The sequence below is a fragment of the Kitasatospora sp. NPDC029367 genome (genome assembly GCF_055569135.1).
Map to the genome: position 1 here is coordinate 125,025 of NZ_JBVHYH010000008.1, position 15,416 is coordinate 140,440.

At 70.5% G+C, this 15,416-nt stretch carries 12 protein-coding genes, 1 tRNA gene and 1 pseudogene; 6 read left to right on the top strand and 8 right to left on the bottom strand.

What is annotated here, in order from left to right:
- Positions 1-6: 6 nt before the first annotated feature.
- The 6 genes from ACZ4W5_RS07450 to dnaK all read right to left on the bottom strand — a co-directional run bounded on the left by ACZ4W5_RS07450 (position 7) and on the right by dnaK (position 6,802).
- Complete coding sequence (locus ACZ4W5_RS07450) at positions 7-624, bottom strand: hypothetical protein (RefSeq protein ID WP_465653497.1); 618 nt, start codon at positions 622-624, stop codon at positions 7-9.
- A gap of 572 nt (positions 625-1,196) precedes the next feature.
- Complete coding sequence (locus ACZ4W5_RS07455; protein WP_465653498.1) at positions 1,197-2,111, bottom strand: helix-turn-helix domain-containing protein; 915 nt, start codon at positions 2,109-2,111, stop codon at positions 1,197-1,199.
- Positions 2,112-2,379: 268 nt separating this feature from the next.
- Positions 2,380-2,919: a heat shock protein transcriptional repressor HspR gene (locus ACZ4W5_RS07460; protein WP_465653502.1), complete on the bottom strand. Its 540-nt coding sequence runs from the start codon at positions 2,917-2,919 to the stop codon at positions 2,380-2,382.
- A gap of 40 nt (positions 2,920-2,959) precedes the next feature.
- Complete coding sequence (gene dnaJ / locus ACZ4W5_RS07465; RefSeq protein WP_360227382.1) at positions 2,960-4,114, bottom strand: molecular chaperone DnaJ; 1,155 nt, start codon at positions 4,112-4,114, stop codon at positions 2,960-2,962.
- A gap of 223 nt (positions 4,115-4,337) precedes the next feature.
- Entirely contained in the window at positions 4,338-4,958 is a 621-nt protein-coding gene (grpE, locus tag ACZ4W5_RS07470) for a nucleotide exchange factor GrpE (protein WP_360227379.1), read from the bottom strand.
- Positions 4,955-6,802, bottom strand: a complete 1,848-nt coding sequence (dnaK, locus tag ACZ4W5_RS07475; RefSeq protein ID WP_402484993.1) for a molecular chaperone DnaK — start codon at positions 6,800-6,802, stop codon at positions 4,955-4,957. The genes grpE and dnaK overlap by 4 nt, the downstream gene beginning before the upstream one ends.
- Before the next feature lie 385 nt (positions 6,803-7,187).
- Between dnaK and ACZ4W5_RS07480 the strand changes: the two genes are divergently transcribed.
- The 4 genes and pseudogenes from ACZ4W5_RS07480 (at position 7,188) to ACZ4W5_RS07495 (ending at position 13,144) form a co-directional block, all read left to right on the top strand.
- Positions 7,188-9,410: a (Fe-S)-binding protein gene (locus ACZ4W5_RS07480; protein ID WP_360227373.1), complete on the top strand. Its 2,223-nt coding sequence runs from the start codon at positions 7,188-7,190 to the stop codon at positions 9,408-9,410.
- A gap of 354 nt (positions 9,411-9,764) precedes the next feature.
- Positions 9,765-10,829, top strand: a pseudogene (gene manB, locus ACZ4W5_RS07485) (mannose-1-phosphate guanylyltransferase); the annotation flags it as partial.
- Between the two features lie 214 nt (positions 10,830-11,043).
- Complete coding sequence (locus ACZ4W5_RS07490) at positions 11,044-12,120, top strand: Yip1 family protein (RefSeq protein WP_465653499.1); 1,077 nt, start codon at positions 11,044-11,046, stop codon at positions 12,118-12,120.
- A 133-nt stretch (positions 12,121-12,253) separates the two neighbouring features.
- Positions 12,254-13,144, top strand: a complete 891-nt coding sequence (locus tag ACZ4W5_RS07495) for an alanyl-tRNA editing protein (protein WP_360227367.1) — start codon at positions 12,254-12,256, stop codon at positions 13,142-13,144.
- Positions 13,145-13,263: 119 nt separating this feature from the next.
- On the opposite strand, the gene dcd is transcribed toward ACZ4W5_RS07495, so the two are convergent.
- Together dcd and ACZ4W5_RS07505 are read right to left on the bottom strand one after the other, a co-directional pair.
- Positions 13,264-13,839 carry a dCTP deaminase gene (dcd, locus tag ACZ4W5_RS07500; protein WP_360227364.1) on the bottom strand — a complete coding sequence of 192 codons (576 nt, stop codon included), beginning with the start codon at positions 13,837-13,839 and terminating at the stop codon, positions 13,264-13,266.
- 70 nt (positions 13,840-13,909) lie between these two features.
- Positions 13,910-14,131, bottom strand: a complete 222-nt coding sequence (locus ACZ4W5_RS07505) for a hypothetical protein (RefSeq protein ID WP_360227361.1) — start codon at positions 14,129-14,131, stop codon at positions 13,910-13,912.
- Positions 14,132-14,409: 278 nt separating this feature from the next.
- Between ACZ4W5_RS07505 and ACZ4W5_RS07510 the strand changes: the two genes are divergently transcribed.
- Together ACZ4W5_RS07510 and ACZ4W5_RS07515 are read left to right on the top strand one after the other, a co-directional pair.
- A tRNA-Gly gene (locus tag ACZ4W5_RS07510) sits at positions 14,410-14,480 on the top strand.
- Positions 14,481-14,760: 280 nt separating this feature from the next.
- The gene (locus ACZ4W5_RS07515; protein WP_465653500.1) at positions 14,761-15,276 is read left to right on the top strand and encodes a hypothetical protein; all 516 of its coding nucleotides are present in this window, start codon (positions 14,761-14,763) and stop codon (positions 15,274-15,276) included.
- The last annotated feature ends 140 nt before the right edge of the window (positions 15,277-15,416 follow it).

Consider the following 15,416-nt stretch of genomic DNA (forward strand, 5'->3'; position numbering starts at 1 on the left):
CCCTGCTCAGCCAGTGGCGGCGCCGGTCGGCCAGTAGCCGGGGACGGAGGTCTGCTGCCGGGGGACGTTGAAGCGGTCGCCGGGGGCGGTCCAGAAGCCCTCGCGGAGGGAGAGCGCCATGCCGGCCCAGTCGAGGGCGGTCTCCACAGTGTGGTGGAGGGCCTCCTGGGACCAGGTGTCGTCGAAGACCAGCGGCAGGACGGGGGCGACCTGCTCGATGGTGGCGATCAGCGGGTTGTGGGTGATGGCCTCGTCGACGAGCAGGACGATCGGCTTCCGCAGCGCCGACGCCCAACCGAGTTCGAGGCTCACGCCGGCCGAGAGCGGGGCGCCGACGTAGGCGAACACCAGGTCAGCGGACTGGAGCGCGCGGAAGTCGGAGGGGACCCGGGGCTCGGGCGCCCGACCGGCGACGGTCCAGGCGTCGCTGTGGTGCGCGCTGTACACGGCGGCACCGCTGCGGAGGAGGGTGGTGCGGAGCGTCGTCAGCCGCGTCCGGCTGGCGAGCGTCACCACGCTGTCCGCGGGGCCGGTCAGCCGCATCAGCGGCGCGGCCAGGAACACACGTGCACGCCGACCCTCAGGGGCCTGGCTGTCGTTGTGACGCAGGTAGGGCTCGGTCATGTCGACTCCGGGGGAAGGCCGACCGGGGGAGAGAATGTCGGCTATGCGTTGAATGTGGGCTGCTCTGTGGAGTGGTGCTACTGGTGAACGGCTTGGCATTTGACGGTACATTGGCAAGATGTGGCGTCCTGCTGGACCATCGGGAGCGAACTGATCGTCCATCGTTGAGGACCTACGCGTCCAGGGTTCACCGGTGTCATGTGGATGCCTGGCAGGGAGATGACGCGTAGGTGGCTTGGCATGCCTGTACGACCTGAGGCAACATGTAGCAGACACAGTGCTTCTTTTAATCGTTGACGCAATGCGCGCGAGGAAGGGGTGGACGTATGTCTCGTCTGCGCCGATTTGTCTGCAAGGCCGTATTGATGTCGGTAGTTGGCATGACTGCCCTGGCTGGCGCGCACGAGGCTTTCTCTGGGGCGGCGGTTCACTCTGAGACTGCCGTTGCTGCCAAGGTGATGGGTACGACCCAGGACCTGGACATCGGCTGGGCGTGACCGCGATTCCGACCGCCCGGCTTTCGGGGGTGATCAGATCTGTGGTGGCAGGCTGTGGCTTCCGGTATCTGTCCTTCAGCCCGAAGAGTGTTCGGCGGTGCGGGCCAGTGCATAACCGAGTTGGAACAGCGACTCGACGTTGTACTCCTCTCGCATCTCGGCGATGTGCCGGGCGAGAGTTCGTTCACTGATTCCCAGGCGGCGTGCGATGACCCGGTGGTTGATCCCGGCGAGCATGAGCTCGATGATGGTCTGGCGGAGTCGTGACACGACCTGCTGTGGCACGGCACTGTTGCCGTTGAATTCCAGGGCTCTGTTCCAGCTGGGCTCGAATACTTCCTCGACCAGATAGTTGGCGATCACCGGCTCGAATATGAAAGCCGCCAGTGTCATATCGTCGGCCACCGGTATGACGGCAACCCGCCGGTCTATGACGATGAGGCGGGTGTACGGCTCGTCCAGGGTGCGGAACTGCCCGCCGGCCTTCGCCAGCTTGGCGACGTAATCCCTGGTGGGCTGATGGTAGCGGGTGCTGGCGTGATAGATGGTGCGCATCGACGTTCGGCGATTGAGCGCGATCAGGTCGCGCTCGATCATCGCCGTCAACAACTCGGGTGGGCGCGGCCCGCCCGGTTGAAGGGCAAGGGTCTCCTCGGTACCGGCTGTGAACAGCTGGTCGAGTCGCTGGTTTATCAGAACCTTTCCCCGAACATACTCGATCGCGCCACTACTCTTTTCCGGCGCGTGAAATTCCTGAGAAAGCTCCTGGAGTTCAGCGGGCAACGAAACCGCCCGCGACAGCAGGTCAAGAGCCTGGCGTTGCCAGGTGCCACTCAACCGCGCGGAGAGTTGTGCCGGATCCACGGCGACCAGTTCGCCGCGATCATCGGCGTCGGGCATCAGCAGCCCGACCTCGAGTAGCTCGTTCAAGGCGTTCTGATGGCACGTGGATTCCGCTGCAATGCGCCCGTCGGCCTTGACGATCTCCAAGTAGAGTGCCCGAGCCCCCGGTGTCAGAACGGGAGCCCCACCTGCAGTGGGACCGAGTTGAGCTCGTCCACTCATCTTCGGCTCCTTGCCGTTCTCCGAGGCTGTTCTGGATCTGCCGGCACTGGAGTTTAGATTGCGAATCCAGTGAGGCGTGACCGTGCGGTGTCCGGTCAGCTTGGCAGAGTGTCACTCTCTCACCAAGGCTGAGCCGCCGGCACCCCCCGAACAGGAGGGAGCCGGCGGCTGGTGGTGCGGTGCGGGCCCCGGGTCAGCGCTTGGGGCGCCAGACGACGAGGGCGCTGGACTGGGGGGTGGGGGGCTGATAGGGGACCAGGTCGCGGCGGTAGGAGGCGTGGACGGCGGCCTCGCGCTGCTGGAGGGCGGTGGCGGCGCCCTCGAGGGAGTCGACCAGTTCGGTGATGCGCGACTGGAGGGCGCTGACCTGGTTCTCCAGCTCGATGATCCGCTTGATGCCGGCCAGGTTGATGCCCTCGTCCTGGGAGAGCCGCTGGACCTCGCGCAGCTGCTGGATGTCGCGGGCCGAGTAGCGGCGGCCGCGGCCGGCGGTGCGGTCGGGGCAGACCAGGCCGAGGCGGTCGTACTGGCGCAGGGTCTGCGGGTGGAGCCCGGAGAGTTCGGCGGCGACCGAGATGACGTACACCGGGGTGTCCTCGGTGAGGACGTACTGCGGCGCGGCCGCGGCGCGGCGGGGGCGGCCGCCGGCGGGGTTGCCGGGGAGGCCCTCACCGAGGCCCGGGCCGATCGGGCCGCCCGGACCGATCGGGCCGTTGGCGTTCGCCGGGTCCATCGGGTTCGTCGGGTTCATCGGGTTCGGGGACATCTGGTCGTCACGCTCCCTTCGCCGCCCGGAACAGAGCGGCTCGTGGGTCGTCGGAGGCGGTGGCCTCGCGGTACTGCTCCAGGGCGTCCAGCGCGTCGCCGTCGACGTGCTGGGGGACGACGACCTCGACGGTGACGAGGAGGTCGCCGCGGGTGCCGTCCTTGCGGGTGGCACCCTTGCCGCGGGCGCGCATGGTGAGGCCGTTGGCGCTGCCCGGGGGGAGCTTGAGCTTCACGGCGGGGCCGTTCAGCGTGGGCACCTCGATGGTGGCGCCGAGGGCGGCCTCGGGGAAGGTGACCGGGACGGTGACGGTGAGGTTGTCGCCCTTGCGCCCGAACACCGGGTGGGGGTCGACGTGCACGGTGACGTAGAGGTCACCGGGCTGGCCGCCGCGTTCGCCCTGGGCGCCCTTGCCCTTGAGCCGGATCCGCTGGTCGGCCTGGACACCGGCCGGGATGCGGACCTGCATGGTGCGGGCGGAGCTGGCCCGGCCGCTGCCGTGGCAGTCGGGGCACGGGTCGTCGACGATCATGCCCCGGCCGCGGCAGTCCTTGCAGGGCTCGGAGAGTGCGAAGGCACCCTGGCCGCGGCTGACGGTGCCGGCGCCGACGCAGGTCGGGCAGACCCTGGGGGTGGTGCCGCTCTTGGCACCGGTGCCGTTGCAGAGCCGGCAGGGGGCCTGGCTGGTCATCCGCAGCGGTACGGTCGCGCCGTCGACGGCCTCCTCGAAGGAGAGCGTCACCTCGGTCTCGACGTCGGCGCCGCGCCGGGGCTGGGCCTGCCGGGCGCCGCCGCGGTTGAAGAGTCCGCCGAAGACGTCGCCGAGTCCGCCGCCACCGCCGCCCTGGGTGCCGGTGAAGAGGTCGCCGAAGTCGAAGCCGTAGCTGCCGGCGCCGCCGGGGCCGCCGGTGCGGAAGCCGCCGTTGGCGAAGAGGCTGCGGGCCTCGTCGTACTCCTTGCGGCGCTTCTCGTCGGAGAGGACGTCGTACGCCTCGGAGATGTCCTTGAAGCGCTCCTCGGCCTTGGCGTCGCCCTTGTTCGCGTCCGGGTGGAACTCGCGCGCCAGCTTGCGGTAGGTCTTCTTGATCTCGGTGGCGGTGGCGTCCTTGGGCACGCCGAGGACCTTGTAGTAGTCCTTCTCGACAAAGTCCTTGCCGCTCATGCGCCCACCTCGCTCCGCCCGGAAGCCGCAGAGCGGTTCACGCACCCCTCGATGGTTCGCTCGCTGTGCTCGCTCACCGCTCCCGACACCTCCCGATGTCCATCGTCACTGCGCTGTCAACAGCCGCCCGAAGAAGCGCTGCTGACAGCGCGCTGCGGAGCCGGCCGCCGTACTGGCCGGCGTACGACTCCGCAGCGCACTGGTTGTCAGCTGTCACAGGTTGTCAGCTGTCCGAGCCACCGTCGGACTTGTCCTTCTCGGCGGACTTCGCCTCGGCGTCCGGGCCGGGCGTCGTCTGGGTGCCGGGCTGGGGCTCGGCCACGGCGACCATCGCCGGGCGGATGATCCGCTCGCCGATGCGGTAGCCGGGCTGGAGGATCTGGACGCAGGTGTCCTCGGTGACGTCCGAGGAGTAGCTGTGCATCAGCGCCTCGTGCTGCGTCGGGTCGAAGGGCTCGCCCTCCTTGCCGAACTGCTGCAGGCCCAGCTTGGCGACGACCGTCTCCAGGGAGTCGGAGACGGACTTGAAGCCGCCCGTCACCTCGCCGTGCTCGCGGGCGCGGCCGATGTCGTCCAGGACGGGGATCAGGGACTCCAGGATGTTGGAGACCGCGATCTCGCGGACGGTCAGCCGGTCGCGCTCGACCCGCTTGCGGTAGTTCTGGTACTCGGCCTGCAGCCGCTGCAGGTCCGCGGTGCGCTCGGCCAGCTCGCGCTTGGCCGCGGCGAGCTCCTCGGGGGCCTCGCCGGCACCGGCCGAGGCGGCTTCCTCGGCGGCCTTGATCACGGCCTCCTCGGCGGCGGAGTCGTCGCCGGGCTTGCCGCCCTGCGGCTTGTCCGTCATGCCGACGCACCACCCTTGGGCTTCTCGTCGTCGACGATCTCGGCGTCGACGACGTCGTCCTCCTTGGCGTGGGCGGAGTCGCCGGCCGCGGCGGCACCGGCACCGGCGGCGTCGGCGTTGGCGTAGAGCGCCTGGCCGAGCTTCTGGGCGGTGGTGGAGACCTTCTCGGAGGCCTCGCGGATCTTCGCGATGTCCTCGCCCTTGAGGGCTTCCTTGAGCTCGCCGATGGCGGTCTCGACCTCGGTCTTGACGTCGGCCGGCAGCTTGTCGGAGTTGTCGGCGATGAACTTCTCGGTCGAGTAGACGAGCTGCTCGGCGGAGTTGCGGGTCTCGACGGCCTCGCGGCGCTTGTGGTCGTCCTCGGCGTACTGCTCGGCCTCGCGGCGCATGCGGTCGACCTCGTCCTTCGGCAGCGAGGAGCCGCCGGTGACGGTCATCTTCTGCTCCTTGCCGGTGCCGAGGTCCTTCGCGCCGACGTGCATGATGCCGTTGGCGTCGATGTCGAAGGTGACCTCGATCTGCGGCAGGCCGCGCGGCGCCGGCGGCAGGCCGGTCAGCTCGAACATCCCGAGCTTCTTGTTGTACGCGGCGATCTCGCGCTCGCCCTGGTAGACCTGGATCTGCACGGACGGCTGGTTGTCCTCGGCCGTGGTGAAGATCTCGGAGCGCTTGGTCGGGATCGTGGTGTTGCGCTCGATCAGCTTGGTCATGATGCCGCCCTTGGTCTCGATGCCGAGGGACAGCGGGGTGACGTCGAGCAGCAGGACGTCCTTGACCTCGCCCTTGAGGACACCGGCCTGGAGCGCGGCGCCGATGGCGACGACCTCGTCCGGGTTGACGCCCTTGTTGGCGTCCTGGCCGCCGGTCAGCTCCTTGACGAGCTCGGCGACGGCGGGCATGCGGGTCGAGCCACCGACCAGGACGACGTGGTCGATCTCGGAGAGCGAGATGCCGGCGTCCTTGATCACGTTGTGGAACGGGACCTTGCAGCGCTCCAGCAGGTCCGCGGTCAGCTGCTGGAACTGGGCGCGGGTGAGCTTCTCGTCCAGGTGCAGCGGGCCCTCGGCGGAGGCCGTGATGTAGGGCAGGTTGATCGAGGTCTCGGAGGACGAGGACAGCTCGATCTTGGCCTTCTCGGCGGCCTCGCGCAGACGCTGCAGGGCCATCTTGTCCTTGGACAGGTCGACGCCGTGGCCGGACTGGAAGACCTTGACCAGGTGGTCGACGACGCGCTGGTCCCAGTCGTCGCCGCCGAGGTGGTTGTCACCGTTGGTGGCCTTCACCTCGACGACCCCGTCGCCGATCTCCAGCAGGGAGACGTCGAAGGTGCCGCCGCCGAGGTCGAAGACCAGGATGGTCTGGTCGTCCTTGTCCAGGCCGTAGGCCAGGGCGGCCGCGGTGGGCTCGTTGACGATGCGCAGGACGTTGAGGCCCGCGATCTCACCGGCCTCCTTGGTGGCCTGGCGCTCCGAGTCGTTGAAGTACGCCGGGACGGTGATGACGGCGTCGGTGACGGTCTCGCCCAGGTAGGCCTCGGCGTCCCGCTTGAGCTTCTGCAGCACGAAGGCCGAGATCTGCTGCGGGTTGAAGTCCTTGCCGTCGATGTTGATCTTCCACCCGGTGCCCATGTGGCGCTTCACCGAGCGGATGGTGCGGTCGACGTTGGTGACCGCCTGGCGCTTGGCCACCTCGCCGACGAGGACCTCGCCGTTCTTGGCGAAGGCGACGACGGACGGCGTGGTCCGAGCGCCCTCGGCGTTCGTGATGACGGTGGGCTCGCCACCCTCCAGAACGCTGACGACCGAGTTCGTCGTACCGAGGTCGATGCCGACCGCGCGTGCCATCGTAGATACCTCCACGGAAGAGTTGAGCTTTACAGGCTCAAGGATGCACGACCCGGCGGGTAGCGTCAACAGCTATGAGTGCTCGGCACTCAACTTTGCTGACATCGGCGCTGACATCGACCCGGAGGGGCGGGCCGGTTCGGGCGCTCGCGACGGGGCGGCGCGCGTGCGGTCACGTGACTGCCGCCATAGCTTGGGAACCTTCTGGAGGACTGTTGGCGACCTGTAATGTCCGGGCCGTCGGCCCGGCAAGTTACCGACCAGTACAATCACTCGGAAACCCGCGGGCCCGCAGAACGCAGAACGTAGAAACGTAGACCGCAGAACCGCAGAACCGCAGAACCGCAGACACTGCTCAACCGCAAGCCGCAGGAGACGGAGAGCGATGCAACTAGCAGCGATCGTCATCTCGCTGGTCACGTTCGTGATCGGCACCGCGCTCGCCCTCCGTGCGGCGTGGCACATTTTCAGGGTCGTGCTGACCGGCGCGCCGGACACCACCCGCTTCGGCAGGCCCGCCCAGCGCGTGAAGACCCTCGCGACCGAGTTCTTCGGCCACACCCGGATGAACCGCTGGGGGATCGTCGGCATCGCCCACTGGTTCGTCGCGGTCGGCTTCTTCAGCCTGGTGCTCACCATCGTCAACGCGATGGGCCAGCTGTTCGACGCCGAGTGGGAACTGCCGATCATCGGTCACTGGATGATCTGGCAGCTCTTCGTCGAGCTGGTCGGCACCCTGACCACCCTGGGCATCGCCACCCTGATCGTGATCCGGCTGATGAGCCTGCCGTCCCGGTCCGGCCGCAAGTCCCGGTTCGCCGGCTCGATCGCCTGGCAGGCCTTCTACGTCGAGTACACGATCCTCGGCATCGGCCTGTGCATCCTGATGCTGCGCGCCCTGGAGGGCGCCCTGGCCGGCGTCGACTCGTACGGCCCGGAGCACCTGGTCTCGTACCCGATCACCTCGGCGCTGAGCGGGCTGTCGCACGGCACGCTGGAGAACCTGGTCTACCTGTTCGCGATGCTGAAGATCTGCATCTCGTTCGCCTGGGCGATCACCATCGGCCTCAACCCCTCGATGGGCGTGGCCTGGCACCGCTTCCTCGGCTTCTTCAACATCTACTTCAAGCGCGAGGAGGACGGCAGCACCGCGCTCGGCGGGCTCCGTCCGATGACCAGCAAGGGTCAGCCGATCGACTTCGAGGACCCGGCCGACGACGCCGTCTTCGGCGTCTCCCAGGTCGAGCACTTCTCCTGGAAGGGCATCCTCGACTTCTCCACCTGCACCGAGTGCGGCCGCTGCCAGTCGCAGTGCCCCGCCTGGAACACCGGCAAGCCGCTGTCCCCCAAGCTGCTGATCATGAGCCTGCGCGAGCACGCTTACGGCAAGGCGCCGTACCTGCTGGCCGGCGGCGGCAAGGACATGGAGGGCACCGAGCAGGCCACCGCCGAGCAGCTCAAGGACGTCCCGGCGGCCGCCCTGGCCGAGGCCGAGCGCCCGCTGATCGGCACCGCCGAGGAGAACGGCGTCATCGACCCGGACGTGCTGTGGTCCTGCACCACCTGCGGCGCCTGCGTCGAGCAGTGCCCGGTGGACATCGAGCACGTCGACCACATCGTCGACATGCGCCGCTACCAGGTGATGATCGAGAGCAACTTCCCGACCGAGGCCGGGACGATGCTCAAGAACCTGGAGAACAAGGGCAACCCGTGGGGCATGGCCACCAAGGCGCGCCTCGACTGGGTCAAGGAGCTCAAGAAGGAGACCGGCATCGAGGTGCCGGTGATCGGTGAGGACATCGATCCCGCCGAGGTCGAGTACCTCTACTGGGTCGGCTGCGCCGGCGCCCTGGAGGACCGCGCCAAGAAGACCACCAAGGCCTTCGCCGAGCTGCTGCACACCGCGGGCGTGAAGTTCGCCATCCTCGGCAAGGAGGAGACCTGCACCGGTGACTCCCCGCGCCGCCTGGGCAACGAGTTCCTCTTCCAGATGCTCGGCGCGCAGAACGTGGAGACGCTGAACGCCGCGCTGGAGGACGCCCCGACCAAGCGGATCGTGGCCACCTGCCCGCACTGCTTCAACACCATCGCCAACGAGTACCCGCAGCTCGGCGGGCACTTCGAGGTGATCCACCACACCCAGCTGCTGCAGCACCTGATCGACGAGGGCAAGCTCGTCCCGGTCAACCCGGTCGAGGGCCTGATCACCTACCACGACCCCTGCTACCTGGGCCGCCACAACAAGGTCTACAGCCCGCCGCGCGAGATCATGGACAAGGTCCCCGGTCTGCGCCAGCAGGAGATGCACCGCCACAAGGAGCGCGGCTTCTGCTGCGGCGCCGGCGGCGCGCGGATGTGGATGGAGGAGCGCATCGGCAAGCGGATCAACACCGAGCGCGTGGACGAGGCGCTGTCGCTCAACCCGGACATCGTCTCCACCGCCTGCCCGTTCTGCCTGGTGATGCTCTCCGACTCGGTCAACGGCAAGAAGAACGAGGGCGCGGCCAAGGAGCACCTCAAGGTGGTCGACGTGGCCCAGCTGCTGCTCGACTCGGTGAAGGCGACCCCGCCGGCCGAGGCCGAGGAGCCCGCGACCGTCGACGCGTAGCCGCGGTGACCGCAATCACTGCGGTCACTTCGGTCACTTCGGTCACCGCAATCACCGCGGTCACCGTTCGCTGTTCGACAGTTCTGCAACAACCGCCCGGCCCGGTGGACGCCGCCAACGCGCCCGCCGGGCCGGGCTTTTCGGTGCCCCGGGCGACGGCCGGCGGTACGGCGGGCGGACGGCGAGTGACGTCAATCGCACGGCCGCCGGACGGGCATTCGGTCGGAAGGAAATACAGTAGGCGCCGGACCGGCCGCGCGCCGGTCGACCCGTTCACGACGGGCTCAGACCACTGACGGAGGTATCGGCCCGCCGGGCCGGGCCGCGGAGAGCACAAGGGGAACAGCGCAGACCATGACCGAGGCGATCATGCTCGTCGGTGGTAAGGGCACGCGACTGCGTCCGCTGACCACCCACACCCCCAAGCCGATGCTGCCCGTGGCAGGCGTCCCGTTCATCGCCCACCAGCTGGCCCGTGCGGCCGCCGCCGGCGTCACCCGGGTGGTCCTGGCCACCTCCTACCTGGCCGAGGTGTTCGAGGACCACTTCCAGGACGGCACCCCGTACGGGATCGAGCTGGTCTACCTGACCGAGCGCGAGCCGCTGGGCACCGGCGGGGCCATCCGCAACGCCGCCTCCGGGCTGACCTGCGGCCCGGACGAGCCGGTCCTGGTCTTCAACGGCGACATCCTCTCCGGCCTCGACATCGCCGCCCTGCGCGACGGCCACGTGGCCGCCGGGGCCGACGTCACCCTGCACCTCACCCGGGTGGAGGACCCGAGGGCCTTCGGCCTGGTCCCGACCGACGAGAACGGGCGGGTGCTGGAGTTCCTGGAGAAGCCGGAGACGCCGGAGCAGATCGTCACCGACCAGATCAACGCCGGCTGCTACGTCTTCACCCGGTCCGTGATCGACCGCATCCCGGCCGGCCGCGAGGTCTCCGTCGAGCGCGAGACCTTCCCCGAGCTGCTGGCCACCGGCGCCCTGCTGCGCGGCGTCGTCGACACCTCGTACTGGCTGGACCTCGGCACCCCGGCCGCGTTCGTCCGCGGCTCGGCCGACCTGGTCCTCGGCAAGGTCGACTCCCCGGCCGTCCCCGGCCCCACCGGTGACGCCCTGCTGCTGCCCGGCGCCACCGTCCACCCGGGCGCGGTGCTCAGCGGCGGCACCGTGGTCTCCGCGGACGCGGTGGTCGAGGCCGGCGCGATCGTCGAGGGCAGCGTGATCCTGCCCGGCGCCGTGATCGGCCCGGACACCCTGGTCAAGGACTCGATCGTGGGCGCCTACGCCACCGTCGGCGACCGCTCGGCGCTGGACGGCGCGGTGATCGGCGACGGCGCGATCGTCGAGTCCGACAACGAGCTGCCGAGCGGCATCCGGATCGCCTGCGGCACTCTGCTGCCGGTCGGCGCCGTCCGCACCACGGCCGGCCCGGGCGGCTGCCCGGCCGGCACGGCCGCGGCCGCCTCGGTGCACGGGCCGTCGGTCAGCGCCCCGCGCTAGCGGCTCCGCAGCGGGCCCCGGGCGTCCTGGTCGGACGACTTTCGGACCCGTTCGTCTCAGGCTCGCTGCAAACCGGCCCCGGCTCCGTCCGGGGCCGACGCGCATTGGGCCGGACGGGTACCTTCGGAGCGTGGCTGGTAATCGATACGACAGCGGTCAGGGCGCCGACCGTCCGCACGGCGGATGGTCGGCGCCGCCGCCGCCGGGGGCGCCCGGGGGGTACGGGCGGACGGACGGCCCCGTGGACGGGCCGGAGTACTTCACGGCCGCGCACCCGGCGGCAGCGCCCGGCGGGCCGGGTGCCCCGGGCACCCCGGGCGGTGGCGCGGGCGGTCCCGGGAGCACGGCCGGCGGCGGGTACGACCCCTACGCGGCCGACCCGTACGCGGCCGACCGGCCGGGCAACACCCGGGCCTTCCCGACGGCCGGCGACCCGTACCGCGGCGGCGCCCCGTACGGGCAGCAGCCGCCGCCCTACGGCCACGAGGGCCAGGGCCGGCCCGGCTCGTACGGCCAGGGCCCGGACCAGGGCCAGTACGGCTACGACGACAACGGCGGCTACGGGCAGCAGCCGCCGTACGGCCAGGAGCAGCAGCCCCCGTACGGCCAGGACAACGTCACCGTCTACCGCGCCGGCGGCCAGTCCGCCCCGCACGTCAGCGGGCCCCGGCCGCAGTGGCGCGAACTGTTCGTCGGCATCTTCCGCACCCCGACCGCGATCTTCGACCGGACCCGCGACCACCAGGTCTGGCTGCCCGCCCTCAGCGTCTCGCTGCTGTACGGCGTGCTCGCGGTGCTCGGCATCGGACTGACCCACGACGACATCGTCAACTCCACCTTCTCGGTCGCGCTGACCGGCCTGCTCGCCGCTGCCGTCTGCTTCACCGTGGTCGGCGCCGTCTTCGGCGCGGTCACCTACGCGCTGGCCCGCCAGCTCGGCGGCGACGGCCCGTGGAAGTCGACGGTCGGCCTTGCCGCGCTGATCGGCTGGCTGACCGACGCGCCCCGGCTGCTGCTCGACCTGGTGCTGCCCTCGGGCAGTGCGGTGGTGCAGGTGGTCGGCTGGGCGACCTGGATGCTCTGCGCGTACCTGCTGACCACCATGGTCCGGCGGGTGCACGACCTGCCCTGGGGCAAGGCGGCCGCCGCCGCGGCGGTGCAGCTGATTGCGCTGTTGGTGCTGATCAAGCTGCCGACGCTCGGGTGACCGGGCGGCAGTGGCCGACGTGATCAAGGTCCCCGCCGCCGGTGCGGGGCCGACAGGCAGAATGGTGGGCGGGTCCGGCCGGAAGGCCCGGGCCCGCCCACCCTCGTTCGTCGACCACCAAGCGGAGCCAGCCATGACCCTCCCCACCACCCACGTCAGCTTCCCGGCCGGGGCGGTGACCGGAGAGTCCCCGGTGCTGGCGGTGCACCCGCTGGCGGACGGCCGGTACGCGGTGGTGACCGCGGCCACCCCGTTCCACCCGCTCGACCACACCTGGCCCGACCAGCCGGCCGACCACGGCACCCTCACCGTCGACGGCACCGAGCTGGCCGTGGTGGACTGCCTCACCGGCGCGGTCGGCCCGGACGGCGGCGCACCGCTGGTCGGCGCCGAGATCCCGGTCAAGCGCGGGGACGAGGAGTGGTCCTGGCTGGTCCTCCACGTCCTCGCCGCCGACCCTGGCGACCTCGTCGGCCGCACCGCCGTGCTCGCCGTCGACACCGAGCGCCGGGCCGCCCTGAGCGCCTCGCACAGCGGCTGCCACCTGCTCGCCCTCGCCCTCAACGCCGCGCTCGCCCCGCGCTGGCGCAAGGACCCGGGCCGCTCCGACGCCTTCGGCAACCCCGACTTCGACAGCCTCGCCATGGCGAGCTCGGTGATGGACACCCAGGCCAGCACGGACACCTACCGGCTCGGCAAGTCGCTCAAGAAGAAGGGCTTCACGGTCGACGCCACCGAGGAGTTCCCCGCCCTCGCCGACGCCCTGCCCGCCCTCACCGAGGCCGTCAACGCCCGGCTGGCCGCCTGGGTCGCGGCCGACGCCCCGGTCCGGATCGACGTCCCCGGCCCCGAGCTGACCGCCCGCCGCCAGTGGCACTGCGAGCTGCCCGAGGGCGGCGCGCAGATCTTCTGCGGCGGTACCCACCTGCACCACCTCGGCGAGCTCGCCGAGCTGCGCACCGAGCTGCGGCTGTCCGAGGACGGCGCCGAGCTGGTCGCCGTCACCAGCCCCAAGCGGGCCTGACACCGCCGGGCGGCTCCGCCGTCTGTCCGGGACCGCCGTCCGTCCGGAAACGCCGCGGGCGGCCACCCCCTGGTCGAGGGGGTGGCCGCCCGCCGTGCGTGCGCTCTGCCGCGGCGCGGTCAGACCTCGCTGCGGTGGAAGTTCAGGTACGAGCGGGACGGCGTCGGGCCGCGCTGCCCCTGGTAGCGCGAGCCGTAGCGCGCGGAGCCGTACGGGTGCTCGGACGGCGAGGAGAGCCGGAACAGGCACAGCTGCCCGATCTTCATCCCCGGGTAGAGCTTGATCGGCAGCGTCGCGACGTTCGACAGCTCCAGCGTCACGTGACCGCTGAAACCGGGGTCGATGAAGCCCGCCGTGGAGTGGGTGAGCAGGCCCAGCCGGCCCAGGCTCGACTTGCCCTCCAGCCGGGAGGCCACGTCCTCGGGCAGCGTGATGACCTCGTACGTCGAGGCCAGCACGAACTCGCCCGGGTGCAGGATGAACGCCTCGTCGCCGTCCGGTTCGACCAGCCGGGTCAGGTCCGGCTGCTCCTCGGAGGGGTCGATGTGCGGGTACTTGTGGTTCTCGAACACGCGGAAGAAGCGGTCGAGGCGCACGTCGATGCTCGACGGCTGGATCATCGCCGGGTCGAACGGGTCGATGACGACCCGGCCCAGGTCGATTTCGGTCCGGATGTCCTTGTCAGAGAGCAGCACGCTTCGAGGTTACGTGCACGACGGGGCCCCGGACGAATCCGTCCGGGGCCCCGTGTCCTCCCGTCGGCCGTCAGGCCAGGAACTCAGCGGCCTCCAACCGCATCGCCCGAGCCAGTTGGGCCGTCGACAGCTCCCGCACGTCGGCCAGCACCGAGCTCCGGAGCCGTCCGCACTGCGGACAGCGGATCAACCGCCCGGGCCCGAGCCGCCCGGGACCGAGGTTCTGCATCGGGAACGTGGTGGTGCTGAACAGGTGCCCCTCGGCACAACGAACGACGGCGCGCTGCTCCATCGATCCCCTTCCCATCCCTAACCCAGTACTCACCCGTACTCATCGCGCCCCGGCGGCCTGGCCCCGGGACAGCGTCACATTAGGGGATGTTCCGGACATTCCACACCGTGGCTCGCCGCCCCGACCCCACACCCACCGGGGCACTGGCACGCGGCCCAAACAGTACGCCCCCCGCCCGCCCCCACCGGGCTCCGCCACGGCCCGGGACCGGCCGTGCAACCACTGTCGCGGATGGGGTACAGTGACACTGGAATGAGCAGTCTCTGACGGCTCATCAGGCGGGCGTAGTTTAATGGTAGAACATGAGCTTCCCAAGCTTAGAGCGCGAGTTCGATTCTCGTCGCCCGCTCCGTACCGAGAGCCGCAGGTCATCTGACCTGCGGCTTTCGGCGTTTTGGGGGCGGCCGGGGCGGGGGCGTGCTGGGGTGGGGTGGGGGGTGGGCCGCGCCGGGTGGTGGGGTGCGGTGGGGCCCGGGCGGGGGAACTGTCCGTGCCCGGGTGCCGTCCAAGGAGTGACGGAATGCCTGCCCGGGTTGAATGCCGGGGGGAGTACGGAGGGCCCTGTGCAGTCAGGTGGTGCCGAGCTGAACCTGGGGTGCCCGGACGGTTTCCGCGCTGGTGCGGTAGCCGTGCCGGACTGGTGGCCGGTGTTGGCCCCGGATGTGACGGTCGATCAACTCGACGCCGGGGAGCGGTGTGAGGAGCTGCTGCGGGAGACCGTGGAGGCCCTCCGGCCGGTGCCGGCGTGGCAGGAGGCGGTGCCCCGGGCGGGGGTGCGGTTGGCGGCGCCGGGGAGGCGCGGGCCCGAGGTGCTCTGGTATGTGACCCGGGGGCGGGACCTGTTGACCGTCGTGTCGCCGGGCCGGCGGGCGGAGCTGGCGGGCACGGTGGAGCGGCTGTGGCGGCGGCGGGGGTGGACGATCACCTCGTTGAACGCCGGGCGGGACCGGCCCGGGGTCGCCGCGACGACTCGGGATGGTTCCCAACTGGTGCTGTGCTTCGGTGAGTTCGGTGAGATCCGAGTGACCGCGAGCCTGCTCGGGGTGGCCCGCTCGGAGCGGGTGCCCGAACTGCCGGGAGCGGGTGAGCCCGATCCGGCTCCGCTGCCGTACGTGCACTGCGCGTACTGGAGCGCGCTGGTGTGACGGGTGGGGGCGGGTTACGGGGGAGGGGGGGGGGGGGGGGCCCCCGACCCCCCCCCCCCCCCCCCCCCCCCCCTCCTCCCCCCCCTCCCCCCCCCCCCCCCCCCCCCCCCCCCCCCTCCCCCCCCCCCCCCCCCCCCCGC